The 15998-nt window shown below is 73.4% G+C and carries 15 protein-coding genes; 9 read left to right on the top strand and 6 right to left on the bottom strand.

Going from position 1 to position 15998, the window contains the following annotated elements:
• The first annotated feature begins 9 nt into the window (after positions 1-9).
• The 5 genes from ACZ4M5_RS13185 to ACZ4M5_RS13165 all read left to right on the top strand — a co-directional run bounded on the left by ACZ4M5_RS13185 (position 10) and on the right by ACZ4M5_RS13165 (position 4759).
• Positions 10-426: a VOC family protein gene (locus tag ACZ4M5_RS13185; protein WP_467736042.1), complete on the top strand. Its 417-nt coding sequence runs from the start codon at positions 10-12 to the stop codon at positions 424-426.
• Positions 427-559: 133 nt separating this feature from the next.
• Positions 560-2956 carry an ATP-binding cassette domain-containing protein gene (locus tag ACZ4M5_RS13180; protein WP_467736040.1) on the top strand — a complete coding sequence of 799 codons (2397 nt, stop codon included), beginning with the start codon at positions 560-562 and terminating at the stop codon, positions 2954-2956.
• Between the two features lie 127 nt (positions 2957-3083).
• A complete protein-coding gene (locus ACZ4M5_RS13175) occupies positions 3084-3299 on the top strand; it encodes a hypothetical protein (RefSeq protein WP_467736038.1) in 216 nt (71 codons plus the stop codon).
• Between the two features lie 72 nt (positions 3300-3371).
• Positions 3372-3575: a hypothetical protein gene (locus ACZ4M5_RS13170; protein ID WP_467736036.1), complete on the top strand. Its 204-nt coding sequence runs from the start codon at positions 3372-3374 to the stop codon at positions 3573-3575.
• Positions 3576-3715: 140 nt separating this feature from the next.
• Entirely contained in the window at positions 3716-4759 is a 1044-nt protein-coding gene (locus ACZ4M5_RS13165; protein ID WP_467736034.1) for an NUDIX hydrolase, read from the top strand.
• Positions 4760-5098: 339 nt separating this feature from the next.
• Here ACZ4M5_RS13165 and ACZ4M5_RS13160 read toward each other — a convergent pair whose 3' ends face one another.
• Complete coding sequence (locus ACZ4M5_RS13160; RefSeq protein WP_467736032.1) at positions 5099-5800, bottom strand: MBL fold metallo-hydrolase; 702 nt, start codon at positions 5798-5800, stop codon at positions 5099-5101.
• Between the two features lie 61 nt (positions 5801-5861).
• Positions 5862-7217: a M20/M25/M40 family metallo-hydrolase gene (locus ACZ4M5_RS13155; RefSeq protein WP_467736030.1), complete on the bottom strand. Its 1356-nt coding sequence runs from the start codon at positions 7215-7217 to the stop codon at positions 5862-5864.
• A gap of 190 nt (positions 7218-7407) precedes the next feature.
• Here ACZ4M5_RS13155 and ACZ4M5_RS13150 point away from each other — a divergent pair, with 190 nt between their 5' ends.
• From ACZ4M5_RS13150 to ACZ4M5_RS13140, 3 genes are all read left to right on the top strand, one after another.
• The gene (locus ACZ4M5_RS13150; protein ID WP_467736028.1) at positions 7408-8673 is read left to right on the top strand and encodes a geranylgeranyl reductase family protein; all 1266 of its coding nucleotides are present in this window, start codon (positions 7408-7410) and stop codon (positions 8671-8673) included.
• Between the two features lie 411 nt (positions 8674-9084).
• On the top strand, positions 9085-10359 hold the full coding sequence (locus ACZ4M5_RS13145) for a sensor histidine kinase (RefSeq protein ID WP_467736026.1): 1275 nt from the start codon (positions 9085-9087) through the stop codon (positions 10357-10359).
• Positions 10356-11021, top strand: a complete 666-nt coding sequence (locus ACZ4M5_RS13140; RefSeq protein ID WP_467736024.1) for a response regulator — start codon at positions 10356-10358, stop codon at positions 11019-11021. The genes ACZ4M5_RS13145 and ACZ4M5_RS13140 overlap by 4 nt, the downstream gene beginning before the upstream one ends.
• On the opposite strand, the gene ACZ4M5_RS13135 is transcribed toward ACZ4M5_RS13140, so the two are convergent.
• Both ACZ4M5_RS13135 and ACZ4M5_RS13130 read right to left on the bottom strand, forming a co-directional pair.
• Entirely contained in the window at positions 10982-11266 is a 285-nt protein-coding gene (locus tag ACZ4M5_RS13135; RefSeq protein WP_467736022.1) for a DUF6332 family protein, read from the bottom strand. The two genes, ACZ4M5_RS13140 and ACZ4M5_RS13135, sit on opposite strands and share 40 nt — an antisense overlap.
• Before the next feature lie 82 nt (positions 11267-11348).
• Positions 11349-12842 carry an MFS transporter gene (locus ACZ4M5_RS13130; protein WP_467736020.1) on the bottom strand — a complete coding sequence of 498 codons (1494 nt, stop codon included), beginning with the start codon at positions 12840-12842 and terminating at the stop codon, positions 11349-11351.
• A gap of 85 nt (positions 12843-12927) precedes the next feature.
• On the opposite strand from ACZ4M5_RS13130, the gene ACZ4M5_RS13125 reads away from it, so the two are divergent.
• Positions 12928-13323, top strand: coding sequence for a MarR family winged helix-turn-helix transcriptional regulator (locus tag ACZ4M5_RS13125; protein WP_467736018.1), 396 nt, complete (start codon positions 12928-12930; stop codon positions 13321-13323).
• A gap of 69 nt (positions 13324-13392) precedes the next feature.
• On the opposite strand, the gene ACZ4M5_RS13120 is transcribed toward ACZ4M5_RS13125, so the two are convergent.
• Both ACZ4M5_RS13120 and ACZ4M5_RS13115 read right to left on the bottom strand, forming a co-directional pair.
• Positions 13393-14271, bottom strand: a complete 879-nt coding sequence (locus ACZ4M5_RS13120; RefSeq protein ID WP_467736017.1) for an SDR family oxidoreductase — start codon at positions 14269-14271, stop codon at positions 13393-13395.
• Between the two features lie 509 nt (positions 14272-14780).
• A complete protein-coding gene (locus tag ACZ4M5_RS13115) occupies positions 14781-15959 on the bottom strand; it encodes an MFS transporter (protein WP_467736015.1) in 1179 nt (392 codons plus the stop codon).
• Positions 15960-15998: the final 39 nt, after the last annotated feature.

Below are 15998 nucleotides of genomic sequence, written 5' to 3'. Positions count from 1 at the left end.
GTGATGGCCATGGACCTCACCATTCACGCCAGCTTCCTCCCGCACGACGACCCGGACGCCGCCCTGGCGTTCTACCGCGACACCCTCGGCTTCGACGTGCGCAACGACGTCGGCTACGGGGGCATGCGCTGGATCACGGTCGGGCCCGCCGGGCAGCCCGACACCAACATCGTGCTGCACCCCCCGGCCGCCGACCCCGGCGTCACCGAGGAGGAGCGCCGCACCGTCGCCGAGATGATGGCCAAGGGCACCTACGGCGGCATCGTGCTGGCCACCACCGACGTCGACGGCGTCTTCGAACGGCTTCAGGCCGGTGACGCCGAGGTCGTGCAGGAGCCGGTGGACCAGCCCTACGGGGTCCGCGACTGCGCCTTCCGCGACCCCGCGGGCAACATGATCCGCATCCAGGAGCTGAAGCCGCGGTAGCCACCCGGCACGACACGTCCCACCGCGCTCCCGTGGCAGCACGGGAGCGCACCCCTCGCGCCCTGCCGGTCGGTCCGGCGCGGGGGCCGAGATCGCCCGAGCGCGGCAGGCCCGCCCGACAGATGGAGACACCATGAGCAAGGCCAGGGAGACGGACGGACAGCCGTCAGGGCCGCACGTCGCCGACAGCCACGACGTGATCCGCGTGCACGGCGCGCGCGAGAACAACCTCAAGGACGTCAGCATCGAGATCCCCAAGCGCCGGCTGACGGTCTTCACCGGTGTCTCCGGATCGGGCAAGAGCTCGCTGGTGTTCGACACGATCGCGGCGGAGTCGCAGCGACTGATCAACGAGACCTACAGCGCCTTCCTGCAGGGCTTCATGCCCAACCGGGCGCGCCCCGAGGTCGACGTGCTCGACGGACTGACCACCGCGATCGCCGTCGACCAGCAGCGCATGGGCGGCGACCCGCGCTCCACGGTCGGCACGGCCACCGACGCCAACGCCATGCTGCGCATCCTCTTCAGCCGGCTCGGCGAGCCGCACATCGGCCCGCCCAGCGCGTACTCCTTCAACACCGCCTCCGTCAGCGCGTCCGGCGGCATCCGCGTCGACCGCGGCGCGGAGAAGACCAAGACGGTCAAGGCGACCTTCTCCCGCACCGGCGGCATGTGCACCCGCTGCGAGGGCCGCGGCAAGGTCTCCGACATCGACCTCACGCAGCTCTACGACGATTCGAAGTCGATCTCCGAGGGCGCGTTCACCATCCCCGGCTGGAAGTCGGACAACGTGTGGACCGTCGGCCTGTACGCCCAGTCCGGCTTCCTCGACCCGGACAAGCCGATCCGCCGGTTCACCAAGAAGGAGATGCAGGCCTTCCTCTACGGGGAGCCGACCAAGGTCAAGGTCAACGGCGTCAACCTCACCTACGAGGGCCTGATCCCCAAGATCCAGAAGTCGTTCCTGTCCAAGGACAAGGAGGCCATGCAGCCGCACATCCGGGCCTTCGTGGAACGGGCGGTCACGTTCACCACCTGCCCCGAGTGCGACGGCACCCGGCTCAGCGAGGCCGCCCGGAACTCGAGGATCGGCGAGATCTCCATCGCCGACGCGTGTGCCATGGAGATCCGAGACCTGGCCGAGTGGGTCCGGCAGCTGACCGAGCCGTCGGTGGCGCCGCTGCTCACCGCGTTGCAGGGGACGCTCGACTCCTTCGTGGAGATCGGCCTCGGCTACCTCGCGCTGGACCGGCCGGCCGGCACCCTCTCCGGCGGCGAGGCGCAGCGCGTGAAGATGATCCGCCACCTGGGCTCCTCGCTCACCGACGTCACCTACGTCTTCGACGAGCCCACCGTCGGCCTGCACCCGCACGACATCCAGCGGATGAACGACCTGCTGCTGCGGCTGCGGGACAAGGGCAACACGGTCCTGGTCGTGGAGCACAAGCCGGAGGCCATCGAGGTCGCCGACCACGTCGTGGACCTCGGCCCCGGCGCCGGCACGGCGGGCGGGGCCGTCTGCTTCGAGGGCACGGTCGAGGGCCTGCGCCGCTCCGGCACCGTCACCGGGCGGCACCTCGACGACCGGGCCAGGGTCAAGGGAAGCGTCCGCAAGCCCACCGGTGCCCTGGAGATCCGCGGAGCCTCGGCGAACAACCTGCAGGACGTCGACGTCGACGTCCCGCTGGGCGTCCTCACGGTCGTCACGGGTGTCGCCGGTTCCGGCAAGAGCTCGCTCCTGCACGGGTCGATGCCGGCCGACGCGGGCGTGATCGCCGTCGACCAGAGCCCGATCAAGGGCTCGCGGCGCAGCAACCCCGCCACGTACACCGGACTGCTCGACCCCATCCGCAAGGCGTTCGCCAAGACCAACGGTGTGAAGCCGGCCCTGTTCAGCGCCAACTCCGAGGGCGCCTGCCCCACCTGCAACGGCGCCGGGGTCGTCTACGTCGACCTGGGGATGATGGCCGGCGTCGACACCCCGTGCGAGGACTGCGAGGGCAAGCGGTTCCAGGCCTCGGTGCTGGAGTACCGCCTCGGTGGCCGGGACATCAGCGAGGTGCTGGCGATGCCGGTGTCGGAGGCCGAGGAGTTCTTCGCCGCCGGAGAGGCCCGCACCCCGGCCGCGCACCGCATCCTGGAGCGGCTCGCCGACGTCGGGCTCGGCTACCTCACCCTCGGCCAGCCGCTCACCACGCTCTCGGGCGGCGAGCGGCAGCGGCTGAAACTGGCCACGCACATGGGCGACAAGGGTGGCGTCTACATCCTGGACGAACCGACGACAGGCCTGCACCTCGCGGACGTGGAGCAGCTGCTCGGCCTGCTCGACCGGCTGGTCGACTCCGGCAAGTCGGTCATCGTCATCGAGCACCACCAGGCCGTGATGGCCCACGCCGACTGGATCATCGACCTGGGGCCGGGCGCCGGTCACGACGGCGGACGCGTCGTCTTCGAGGGCACCCCGGCCGACCTGGTCGAGGCCCGCTCCACGCTGACCGGGCAGCACCTCGCGGCGTACGTGGGAGGCTGAGGGCCGGGTGCCGCGGTCCCTGCCGGGCTCCGCGGTCCCTGCCGGGCTCCGCGGTCCCCTCCCGCCGGGTCGGCCGAACGGCCCCCTCCGAGGGGCGTCGGCCGCCCCGCCCGCCGACCCTGGGGGCATGGCTTCCGCGAAACCCGTCGTGGTCTACCCGCCCGCCGCGGACAACGGCCGGCGGGTCCGGGTGGACGACCAGTTCCTCGGGATCGCCTACGGGCTGCTGGACGTCGCCGAGTTCCTCCGCCGGGCGGGCATCGAGGACGCCGACGAGGCGTACGTGGCGGCGTCGGGGCTGATCGAGTGGCGCGGTGGGGGACCGGACGCCTGGGGCGGCTGAGCGCGCACGGGCCGTCTCACCGGGCGCGGGCGACGGCGTGACCCCGCGGTGGGTCGGGGCGTTGTTCCGGGCATGAAGAAGCGCAGCATGCTCGCCATCGCCTCCCTGGCCACCGGTTTCGTCGTCGCGGCGGTCAGCCCGTCGCACGCGCTCGGGGACGGCCTCGGCACCCTGAACGTGGACGAGGCCCTCAAGACCCTCGACGACACCGTCGTCGCCAAGGACAGCCTGTCCCTGGACCGCGAGGACGGTCACCAGGTGAACAGGAAGGGCTGACGAGCCGCCCCCGGCCCACGGCGCCGGCGCCCCCCGATCCGGGGGCGCCGGCGCCGTCGTCATGCGCCCTCAACTGGGGCTGGTTTCCGTGGCAGGGTGGAGCGGGCAAGCCTCAGGGGGCCAACAGCAGAGGGGGACCTGTGACCGTCGTCTGGATCAACGGCGCGTTCGGTGCGGGGAAGACGTCCACCGCGCAGGAACTGATCGAACTGATCCCGAACAGCACGCTCTTCGACCCCGAGGTCATCGGCGGAGCACTGCGGTGTCTGCTGCCACCCAAACGCCTCGCCGAGGTCGGCGACTTCCAGGACCTGCCGATCTGGCGGCGGCTCGTGATCGACACGGCGGCCGCGATGCTCGCCGAGCTCGGCGGGACCCTGGTGGTCCCCATGACCCTGCTGCGCCAGGAGTACCGGGACGAGATCTTCGGTGGGCTGGCGGCCCGCAGGATCGCGGTCAGCCACATCCTGCTCGCCCCGGCCGAAACGATACTGCGGGAGCGCATAGCCGGACGCGAGATCCCGCCGGGCCTGCCCGACGGGGAGGAACGCACACGCCAGTGGTCCTTCGACCACATCGAGCCCTACCGGGCCGCACTCGCCTCCTGGCTCACCGCCGACGCCCACCCGGTCGACACCGGTCACCTCACCCCGCGCGAGGCCGCCGCCCGGATAGCGGAGGCGGTCACCAGCGGCGCGGCGCCCCTGTGCGACATCGTGCAGACGCCCGAGCCCACCGCCGAGACCCTCGCAGCCGGTGTCCTCCTCTTCGACGAACGGGACCGCGTGCTGCTCGTCGACCCCACCTACAAGGCCGGCTGGGAGTTCCCCGGCGGGGTCGTCGAACCCGGCGAGGCACCGGCACGCGCCGGGATGCGCGAGGTCGCCGAGGAGACCGGCATCCGCCTCGACGAGGCGCCCGGCCTGCTCGTCGTCGACTGGGAACGCCCCGAGCCGCCCGGATACGGCGGTCTGCGGCTGCTGTTCGACGGCGGGCTCCTCGAATCCGCCGACGCCGCCCGGCTGCTGCTGCCCGGCCCGGAGCTGCGCGACTGCCGCTTCGTCACCGAGGAGGAGGCCGCCGGACTGCTGCCGCCGGTGCGCTACGAACGACTGCGGTGGGCCCTGCGGGCCCGGGAACGGGGAGCGGCGTTCTACCTGGAGGCCGGCGTGCCGGTCGGCTAGCCGCTCGTCCCGTCCGAAGGGCGTTTCACCCCGTCGCCGCGGATCTCGAGCGCATCCGGCAGCCCGGCGACCACCTCACCCGCAGCCACTTGCCGGAGAAACGGACGCTCGGTGCGCGCGGCGGACGTCGTCCCGGACCCGGCACTCGGCCGGGGCCTTCGTCCGGCGCGTCACAGGGAAGCGACCGTGCGGGTCGGCCCCGCGTCCGAGGAACAGCCCGGGACGACATGTCCCGGACGCGAGGGCGATACGCGCCGAACGCGGGCAGGGTCAGGGCGCCGGATCGGCCGGACTCGCCGGGGCGCCGGTCACCGGGGCTGCCCCGGGTGCCGCGGGCCGTCACGGCCGAAACACCTCGCGCAGGGCCCGCCCGGCCCGCCCGCGGACGGGGTCCCCGTGGCCGAAGCAGGCGACGTCGGTGTCGAGTTCCGCCAGTCGCCGGCACGCGGTCAGGACGGCCGCGCCGTCCCGGTTGAACACGCCCGGCATCACCGTGCCGTCCACCGGCGACGCGGCCACCGTGTCGCCCGTGAACAGCACGCCGTGGCGCGGCAGATGGAGGGCGATGCTGCCGTCCGTGTGCCCCGGCACGTGCAGGACGTGCGCCCCGCCGCCCAGGTCCAGTACGTCGCCGCCGGACACCTCGGTGACCTGCCCGGGCCGGGGGAAGTCCCCCTCGGGCAGCAGCTCCAGCGCCCGGGCGTGCAACGGGCGCTCCCACTCCTCGAACACCGGCTCGGGGCCCGGGACGTCACCCCGGACGACGGGGGCCTCCAGCCGGTGGGCCAGCACCCCGGCACCGCTCAGCGCGGCGAACTCGGCCGCCCCGCCCGCGTGGTCCTCGTGGAAGTGGGTGAGCACGATCCGCCGTACGTCCCGCGGCCGGTGGCCCAGGGCGGCCACCGCCTGGGCGATCGCCGTGCCCGAACCCGCCGGGCCGGCGTCGACCAGCGTCAGCCCGTCGCCGTCACGCCACAGGTACGCCTGGCCGACCGAAAAACGCAGCAGGTGCAGACGGGGCAGCAACTCGACGAGGTCCATGCGACGACCGTAGGGAAGGCCCCCGTCCGCGGACGAGGGCCTTCTGCCGAGGGCAGAGCGGTCAACTCGCCGCGTAGTTGCGCAGGAACAGCGCCTCCGCCACCGACAGCCGCTCCAGCTCGTCGGGGGACACGCTCTCGTTCACCGCGTGGATCTGCGCCTGGGGCTCGCTCAGCCCGATGAGCAGGATCTCCGCCCGCGGGTACAGCCCGGCCAGCGTGTTGCACAACGGGATGGACCCGCCCTGCCCCGCGTACTGCATCTCCTGACCGGGGTAGGCGACCGCCATCGCCGACGCCATCGCCCGGTACGCCGGGCTGGAGGTGTCGGCGCGGAACGGCTGCCCCTCACCGACCTGCTCGGTGCTCACCCGCGCCCCCCACGGCGTGTGCGCCTCCACGTGCGCCTGGAGCAGCTTGGTCGCCTCGCCCGCGTCCATCCCCGGCGGCACCCGCAGGCTGATCAGCGCCCGGGCGCTCGCGTGCACGGACGGGGTGGCGCCGACGACCGGCGGGCAGTCGATGCCGAGGACCGTGACGGCCGGGCGCGCCCAGATGCGGTCGGCGACCGTCCCCGACCCGATCAGCTCCACCCCGTCCAGCACCTTGGCGTCCTGCCGGAACTGCTCCTCCGTGTACTCCAGTCCGTCCCAGGCCGTGCCCGGGGCGAGTCCCTCGACGGTCGTCGAACCGTCCTCGGCGCGCAGCGAGTCCAGCACCCGGATCAGGGCGGCCAGCGCGTCGGGAGCGGCACCGCCGAACTGGCCCGAGTGCAAATTGCCGGCGAGCGTGTCGATCCGCACGCGGATCATGGTCATGCCGCGCAGCGTCGACGTCACGGTCGGCAGGCCGGCCCGGAAGTTGCCCGCGTCGCCGATGACGACGGTGTCCGCCTCCAGCAGCTCCGGGTGCTGCTCGGCATAGCGCTCCAGCCCGCCCGTGCCCATCTCCTCGGACCCCTCGGCGATCACCTTGACGTGGACGGGCACACCGCCGTCGGCCTTCAGCGCGCGCAGGGCCAGCAGGTGCATGATGACGCCGCCCTTGCAGTCGGCGGCGCCGCGCCCGTACCAGCGCCCGTCCCGCTCGGTCAGCTCGAACGGCGGAGTCGTCCAGGCCGCCTCGTCCAGGGGCGGCTGCACGTCGTAGTGGGCGTAGAGGAGAACGGTCCTGGCGCCCTCCGGGCCGGGCAGGTAGCCGTAGACCGACTGGGTGCCGTCGGGGGTGTCGAGCAGGGCCACGTCCTGGAAACCCTCGGCGGTCAGCGCGTCGGCGACCCAGCGGGCGGCGCCCTCGCTCTCACTGCGCGGGAACTGGTCGAAGTCCGCCACCGACCGGAAGGCCACCAGTTCGGCCAGCTCCTCCTTCGCCCTGGGCATCAGAGAGGCGACGGTCTCGGCGACCGGATTCGACGACATGGGCACGCTCCTCGTGGGTGCGACGTTGTACGGATGCGTACGTCTTGGTACGCGGTGATCGAGCGGTGCGGGCGCGTCCCCGTGTAAGGGGCACCCACAGCGCCGATCCTCCCACAGCGGCCTGCGGTGACCGCCGCCGTAGGATGCGGGAGACAGCGGCAGGCGGCTTGATCGGGAGCAGTAGACCATCGTGAGCAGCGAGAACTCTTCGGCGGACGACGTGCAGCAGGTGTGGGACGTCGTCGTGGTGGGCGCGGGACCCGCGGGCGCTTCGGCCGCCTACGCGGCGGCGGTGGCCGGCAGACGTGTGCTGTTGCTGGAGAAAGCCGAGCTGCCGCGCTACAAGACCTGTGGCGGCGGCATCATCGGCCCCTCGCGCGACTCCCTGCCGCCCGGCTTCGAGCTGCCGTTGCGGGACCGCGTGCACGCGGTGACCTTCTCCCACAACGGCCGCTTCACCCGCACCCGCCGCTCCAAGCGCATGCTGTTCGGGCTGATCAACCGGCCCGAGTTCGACCAGCAGCTCGTCGAACACGCCCAGAAGGCGGGCGCCGAGCTCCGTACGGGGGTCACCGTCCAGCGGGTCGAGCAGCACGGCTCGGCCGTCCCGGACCGGCGCACGGTGGCCGTCGTCCTGCAGGGCGGCGAGGTCCTGCTCGCCCACGCGGTCGTCGGCGCCGACGGCAGCGCGAGCCGGATAGGTGCGCACGTCGGGGTCAAGGCGGACCAGGTGGACCTCGGCCTGGAGGCGGAGATCCCGGTGCCGGAGACCGTCGCCGAGGACTGGAAGGGCCGGGTCCTCATCGACTGGGGCCCCATGCCCGGCAGTTACGGCTGGGTCTTCCCCAAGGGCGACACCCTCACGGTGGGGGTCATCTCGGCGCGCGGTGAAGGGGCGGCGACGAAGCGGTACTTGGAGGAGTTCATCGGACGGCTGGGGCTCGCGGGCTTCGAGCCGAGCATCTCCTCCGGCCATCTGACCCGCTGCCGGGCCGAGGACTCGCCGCTGTCGCGCGGCCGGGTGCTGGTGTGCGGTGACGCGGCCGGGCTGCTGGAGCCGTGGACCCGCGAGGGCATTTCCTTCGCGCTGCGTTCGGGCCGGCTGGCGGGGGAGTGGGCGGTGCGGATCGCCGAGGCGCACGACGCCGTGGACACCCGCCGCCAAGCCCTCAACTACGCCTTCGCCATCAAGGCCGGGCTGGGGGTGGAGATGAGCGTCGGCAAGCGGATGCTGACCCTGTTCGAACGCCGTCCCGGGCTGTTCCACGCGGCGCTGACCAGCTTCCGCCCGGCCTGGAAGGCGTTCAGGGACATCACGCAGGGCTCGACCTCGCTGGGGGAACTCGTGCGTACGCATCCGCTGGCCCAGCGTGCCCTGTCCGTGATGGACCGCCGTCCCGCGGCCGCCGCCGAGCGCGGGGCGGAGACCGGACCCGGGGCCGGCGCGTCGGAGTGATCCCGAAGGCCGGGTGGTCGGGAGCGACACGGCGCGGCTCGTCGTCCGGTCAGTGCGGGGCGCACGCCGTCGAGGAACGCCCCGGCCCCCGCCTTCCGGCGCTCCAACCGGGACGGGCCGACGGGTGGCCGGCCGCCGGCGGCGGCGTCGGCGGCGGTGCCGGCGTCCACGCGCCCGCCGGGGTGCTGCCGGGTACCCGCCGGTCATCGGGATGAGGCTCGACCGCCACCGCCACAGCAGCCGGGCTTCGTCGTGCGGGCGTGTGCCGCCCTGGCGGCGGAACCCCCGGACCGGCTGCACCCGATGCCGGCCGCGCCGGGCCGGGGCCCCGGCCGTACTCCGCGGGGAGTAGCGGTGATCACCGCGTTCGGCGGACGCCGGAGCCCGCGGCCGGCGTCTAGCGTGGCCGGTATGGAAGAGCAGCGCGGGCGGGGCGGCCCGCCGCAGTGGTGGCGGTACGGCCCTGCCTGGTGGGACCGGCAGGAGGAGCGGGGGCCGCGGTGGCCCTGGCGGTCGACTCTCGTCGTGACCACCTTCGTGCTGGCCGGTTCGCACTTCGCCGACCGTGCGCAGCACGGCGAGCGGGCGGGCCTGGACCCGTACGCCCGGGTGCTGCTGTTCCTGGCCGGGGCGCTGCTGCTGTGGCGCAAGCGCCATCCGGTGGCGGTGGTGTTCGGCACCGCGGCGGTCGTCATGCTCTACCTGGGCGCCGGATACCCGTACGGGCCGGTGTTCCTCACCGTCGCCGTGGCGTGCTTCAGCGCCGTCGTCGCCGGGCACCGCGCGGCGGCGTGGGCCGCGATGGGGGCGCTGTGGGCGGGACACGTCCTGCTGGCGCACTGGCTGTTCCGCTGGCTGCCGCCCGCGGGGGACTCCGCCGCCTCCTGGAACGAGGAGGCCGTCGTCGCCACGTGGGTGGTGGCGATCGCCGCGGTGTCGGAGCTGGCCCGGCTCCGCCGTGAGCAGTGGGCCCGGGAGCGGGCCGAGCGGGCCGAGGCCGCACGGCGCAGGGCCGACGCGGAGCGGCTGCGGATCGCCCGGGAACTGCACGACGTGCTCGCGCACAGCATCTCCGTGATCAACGTGCAGGCGGGGGTCGGCCTGGCGCTCCTCGACAGCGACCCCGAGCAGGCGCGCACGGCGCTCACCACCATCAAGGACCAGAGCAAGGAGGCGCTGGGCGAGGTGCGCCAGGTGCTGGACACCCTGCGGGCACCCGGGGCCGCGCCGCGCGCGCCCGCGCCGGGGCTGGACCGGCTGCCGGAGCTGGTGGACCAGGCCGCGGGCGCGGGCCTCGCGGTCGAGGTCGAGGGAGAGGCGCCCAGGCTCGCGCCCGGCACGGACCTGGCCGCCTTCCGGATCGTGCAGGAGGCCCTGACCAACGTCGTGCGGCACTCGGGATCGCGGCATGCGCGCGTGCGTCTGGCGTACGACGCGGCGCAGCTGCGGCTGCGTGTGGACGACGACGGGCCGGCCACCGGCGCCGACGCGGGCGGCAGCGGCAACGGGCTGGCCGGGATGCGGGAGCGGGCCGCCGCGCTGGGCGGCACCATCGAGGCGGGACCGCGCCCGGACGGGGGGTTCCGGGTGCTCGCCGTCCTGCCGCTGGCACCGCCTGGCGGTAGGGCGGGGGCGCAGGAGCGGTCCGTGAACCGAAGCGTGCGACGACCTCGGGAGGACCAGTGATCCGCGTACTGCTCGCCGACGACCAGTCCCTGGTCCGGGCCGGATTCCGGGCGTTGCTCGACGCGCAGCCGGACATCGGGGTGGCCGGTGAGGCGGCCGACGGCGCGGAGGCCGTGCGCCGGACCCGCGAACTGCGGCCCGACGTCGTCCTGATGGACATCCGCATGCCCGTGCTGGACGGACTTGCGGCGACCCGCGAGATCACCGGGGACCCGGCCCTGGGGGACGTCAGGATCGTCATGCTCACCACCTTCGAGCTCGACGAGTACGTCTTCGAGGCGATCCGCTCGGGCGCCTCCGGGTTCCTGGTGAAGGACACCGAACCGGACGAACTGCTGCGCGCCGTGCGGGCGGTGGTGGCGGGCGACGCCCTGCTGTCACCGGGGGTGACGCGGCGGCTGATCGCGGAGTTCGCGGCGCGTTCCAAGGAGCCTGCAGCGGCCGGCGCGCTGAGCCGGCTCACCGAGCGGGAGCGGGAGGTGATGGCGCTGGTCGGGATCGGCCTGTCGAACGAGGAGATCGCCCGGCGCCTGGTGGTCAGTCCGCTCACCGCCAAGACCCACGTCAGCCGCACGATGGTCAAGCTGGGCGCCCGTGACCGGGCCCAACTGGTGGTCCTGGCCTACGAGTCCGGGCTCGTGCGGCCGGGCTGGCTGGGCTGAGCCGATGCCCGGAAGCGGACCAGCACGCTGATCACCCGCGCGGCGAACAGCAGCGGCGCGAGCACCGCGCCCGCCCGCAGCAACAGCAGCCGGGCCGTGTCCGGCAGGTCGAAGAGCAGGGCGGGACCCGCCACCGCCCCGAACACCACGGCCGCCGCGAAGGCCGCACTGCACAGCGCGTAGCCGATCTCCACGGTGATCGCGTCACGCTCGGCCGGGGTGCGCCGCCTCCCGTTCGTCGTCATGGAGGGGAGTCCAACAGGGGTGTGCCCGGCGGGCAAGGCGGCCCGCCGGGCACACCGCGGAGGCGTTCCCCCCCCGGTCGCGCTAGTAGCGCACGGCGACGCGCTCCGCCTCCCTCGGGGTGGACTTGGCGACCACGACGGACGGTTCGGCGGCCGGCCGCTTCCGACGGGGCCGCAGACCGGTGAGCGTGATCAGCAGCCCGGCGAGGGCGATCACCGCCACGACCACCAGTCCGGGCCGGTAGCTGTCGAGGACGGCCTGCGGCGAGGCGTCGCCGTGCGCGGGGGAGTTGGCGGTCACCACCGCCGTCACCACGGCGAGGAAGAGCGCGCCGCCGACCTGGACCGAGGTGTTGAGCAGCCCCGAGACCATGCCCTGCTCGTGTTCGTCGACGCCGTTGGTGGCCTGGACGTTGAGCGAGGGGAAGGTCAGGGCGAAACCGGAGCCGACCAGCAGCATCGTCGGCAGGATCACCGCCGCGTAGCCGGGATCGAGGTCGATCCGCAGGAACAGGGCGTAGCCGGTCACCATCAGGGCGAAGCCGGCCACGATCAGCCGGGCCGTGCCGAACCGGTCGATGACGGCCCCCACCTTCGTCGCGGACAGGGCCACCAGCGCACCGGCGGGGAGGAACGCCAGCGCCGTGTGCAGCGCGGACCAGCCGAGCAGTTGCTGCATGTAGAGCGTGACCAGGAACTGGAAGCCGATGTAACTGCCGACGAACGTCAACGCCCCGAGCTGGGCCCGCACCTGCGGTCCGGAGCGGAGCACGCCGAGCCGCACCAGCGGGCTGGGGCTGCGCCGCTCGACGGTCACGAAGGCGGCCAGCAGGACGGCGACGGCGGCGAAGGAGACGACGGTACGCGCCGAACCCCACCCCACCTCGGGCGCCTCCACGACGGTGAAGACCAGCAGCAGCATCGAGGCGGTGCCGAGCACGGCGCCCGGGATGTCGTAGCCGCCCCGGCCGCGCTCCCGTTCGGTGCGCGGCAGGAGCCTGAGGCCGGCGAGCAGGGCGATCAGCGCGATGGGAGCGGGCAGGAGCATGGTGAGCCGCCAACTGGCCTCGGTCAGCAGGCCGGAGAAGACCAGGCCCATCGAGTAGCCGGTGGCGCCGCAGGTCGTGTAGATGGCCAGGGCCCGGTTGCGCAGCGGCCCCTCGGGGAACGTCGTGGTGATGATCGACAGCCCGGCGGGGGCGGTGAAGGCCGCGCTGAGGCCCTTGACGAACCGGCTGGCGATGAGCAGCGGCCCCGAGTCGACGAGCCCGCCCAGCAGGGAGGCGAGCGCGAAGACGCCGAGGGCCACCAGGAAGACCTGGCGGCGGCCCAGCAGGTCGGCGGCGCGTCCGCCGAGGAGCAGCAGACCGCCGTAACCCAGGATGTAGCCGCTGACGATCCACTGCAGCGCGGAGGTCGACAGGCCGAGGTCGGCCCCGATGGACGGCAGCGCCACACCGACCATGGACACGTCGAGGGCGTCCAGGAACATCGCGGCGCAGAGCACGAGCAGGGTGCCCCACAGCCGGGGAGTCCAACGTCCCTGAGACGTGGGGGAGATGAGCGGAGAGGTCATGCCCGGACTCTACATGCGCATGCATGGAATGCAAGTGCATTTAATTCGGATGCAACGAACCGGGTTCTCTGTTACGGTGCCGCGCATGGCGGTGACCCGGGCCGAGCAGGCGCTCGTGGAACAGTGGCGGGACCTTCTGGCGCTGCATGCGCGGACGCAGTGCGCGCTCGACCGCGCGCTGCACGAACACGGCCTGTGCGCCAGCGACTTCGAGGTGCTCGACGTCCTCGCGGGACGCCGTCCGTCGAAGAACGCCGCCGCCTACCGCGTGCAGGAGATCTCCGAGCGGGTCCACCTCAGCCAGAGCGCGCTGTCCCGGCTGATCGCCCGGCTGGAGAAGGAGGGCCTCGTCGAGCGGTGCATGTGCCCCGAGGACCGGCGGGGAGTCCGGGTCTCGCTCACCGCAAAGGGACGCGCGCTGCACGGAGAGGTGCTCCCCGTGCAGCGCGCGGTGCTGACCCGGATGCTGGCGGACGCCTGACGCCTGACGCCTGACGCCTGACGCCTGACGCCTGACGCCTGACGCCTGACGTACAGCGGCGTGCGTCCGCTACGGCAGCGGCGTACCGCCCGTCGCGTTGACGATCTCGGCGGTGATGTACGAGGCGTCCTGCGAGGCCAGGAAGACGTACGCCGGAGCCATCTCGGCCGGCTGCGCGGGGCGCCCGATGGGGGCCTGCTTGCCGAACTCCTGGGTGTCCGGGAGGGTCGCCGGGATCAGTGGCGTCCACACCGGGCCGGGCGCGACGGCGTTGACCCGGATGCCGCGCTCGATCAGCATCTGCGCGAGACCCTGCGTGAAGGTGACGATCGCACCCTTGGTCGTCGCGTAGTCCAGCAGGTGCGGACTGGGCTTGTACGCCTGCACCGACGTGGAGTTGATGATGCTGCCACCCTCCGGGATGTGCGGCAGGGCCAGCTTGCACAGCCAGAACATGCCGTACAGGTTGGTGCGCATCACCCGGTCGAACTGCTCGGTGGAGATGGCTTCGATGCCGTCGGGCTGGGACATCTGGTACGCGGCGTTGTTGACCAGGACGTCGATCCGCCCGAACTCCTCCACGGCGCGGTCGACTAGCGCCCGGCAGTTCTCCTCCTCGCGGATGTCGCACGAGACGGCCACGGCACGCCGCCCGGCGGCCTCGACGAGCCGGACGGTCTCGGCGGCGTCGTCCTTCTCGTCGTCGAGGTGGGTGAAGAGCACGTCGGCCCCCTCCCGGGCGAAGGCCAGGGCGACCGCGCGGCCGATACCGGAGTCACCGCCGGTGATCACGGCCTTGCGGCCCTCCAGCTTGCCGCTGCCCCGGTAGGACTCCTCACCGTGGTCCGGCGGCGGGTCCATGGGCCCCGTCCAGCCGGGGTGCGGCTGGTCCTGGGAGGGGAACTCCGGGGTGGGGTGCTGCTGGCCGGGGTGCTGCTGTTCGGTCACGGATCTTCCTCCTGGTCCATGGCATGCGGCCCGGTGATCTCGGGGGCCGCGGCCCCGGGTACCCACGATCGGTGCGATGCGACCTGCGGACCCGGGCGGACTTCCCGAGGGGGAGGGCGTTCACCCGAACGGCGGTGCCCGCCCTCGGGAACCGCCGCCGCGCGGTGCGGCCGTTCTGGAGGGGTCCGGGCTGCGGAGCGCACCCGAGGCGCAGAGGTCCCGGATCCCGGACGCATGCGAGGCGGAGGGAACCCGGGCCCGGAGGGGTCTGAGGCCGAGGCCGACGGTTCCGGACCTGTTCGTGGCCGAGGCTCCCGGGTCCGGGCGCGTCCTGGGCCGAGAGTCGACGGTTCCGGCCTGTTCGTGGCCGAGGCTCCCGGGCCCGGACGTGTTCGAGGCCGAGGGTCGACGGTTCCGGACCTGTTCGTGGCCGAGGCTCCCGGGTCCGGGCGCGTCCGAGGCGGGAGTCCTGGGTCTCGCCGGGTGCCTCCCGCGGCCGACTGCCCGGGTCAGTTCCCGGGGCTCCGGGTCCTCGCGCCCACCAGCGCCCCGACCACCGCCGCCACGCCCGCCAGTACGGCGACGCTCGTCAGCGCGGCCGGGAGGGTGAGCCAGTCGGCCATGAAGCCGATGGCCGGCGGGCCGAGCAGCATGCCGCCGTAGCCCAGGGTCGAGGCCGTCGCGACGCCGCTGGGCCCGGCCAGGGCCCCGGCGCGCTCCACCGCGACGGGGAAGAGGTTGGCCAGACCGAGGCCCGTGACCGCGTAGCCGAGCAGGGCCGCCCACAGGGACGGCGCGAGGGAGCCCAGCAGCATGCCGGCGGCCGCGGTGGTGCCGCCGGCGACGACGGTCCGGGTCTGCCCCAGCCGTTCCAGGAGCGTGGTGCCGGTCAGCCGGCCCACGGTCATGGCGAGCGCGAAGCAGGAGTAGCCGAGGGCGGCCGCCCCGGAGGAGGCGTCCAGGTCCTCTTCGAGGTGCAGGGCACCCCAGTCGGCCAGGGCACCCTCGCCGTACGCGGTGCACCCGGCGATCAGGCCGAAGACGAGGACCAGGGTCCGGGTGCGGCCGTCCAGCCGGCGCGGGGCGCCGCCACGGACCCGCTCGCGCCCGGGCGGCAGGGGCGGTTCGTGCCGCAGCAGGACGGGTCCGGCCGCCGCCGTCACGATCAGGCCGACGGCGGTGAGGAGCAGCAGGTGCCGCGTGGGGCTGAGGAAGCCGGCGACCAGCCCGCCCAGGCCCGCGCCGAGCATGCCGCCCAGGCTGAACGCGGCGTGGAAGGTCGGCATGATCGGCCGTCGCAGTGCGGCCACCAGGTCGACGGCCGCGCTGTTGAAGGCGACGTTGATGCTGCCGTACGCGGCGCCGAACAGCAGCAGGACCAGGCCCAGCGCCAGGGCCGACCGGGTCAGCGGGGGCAGGGCGACGCTCAGGGAGAGCAGGACCGCGCAGACGACGGTGACGCGGTGGTTGCCGTACCTGCGGCACAGGCGTCCGGTGAGGGTCATCGTGACGACGGCCCCGGCCGAGACGCCCAGCAGGGCCAGGCCCAGGGCGCTGGCGGAGGCGTTCGTCTGCTCCTTGATGGCGGGGATCCGGACGACCCAGCCGGCGAAGACGAAGCCGTCCAGGGCGAAGAAGACGGTGAGGGCGGTGCGAAGTCGGGTGAGGGAGCGGTCGTGGCCCGGCACGGCACTGTGCGAACGGGCTTTGTTTATTTGCGGCACAAA

This window comes from Streptomyces sp. NPDC026246 (assembly GCF_055567995.1).
This window is presented reverse-complemented; position numbering and strand designations above follow the sequence as displayed.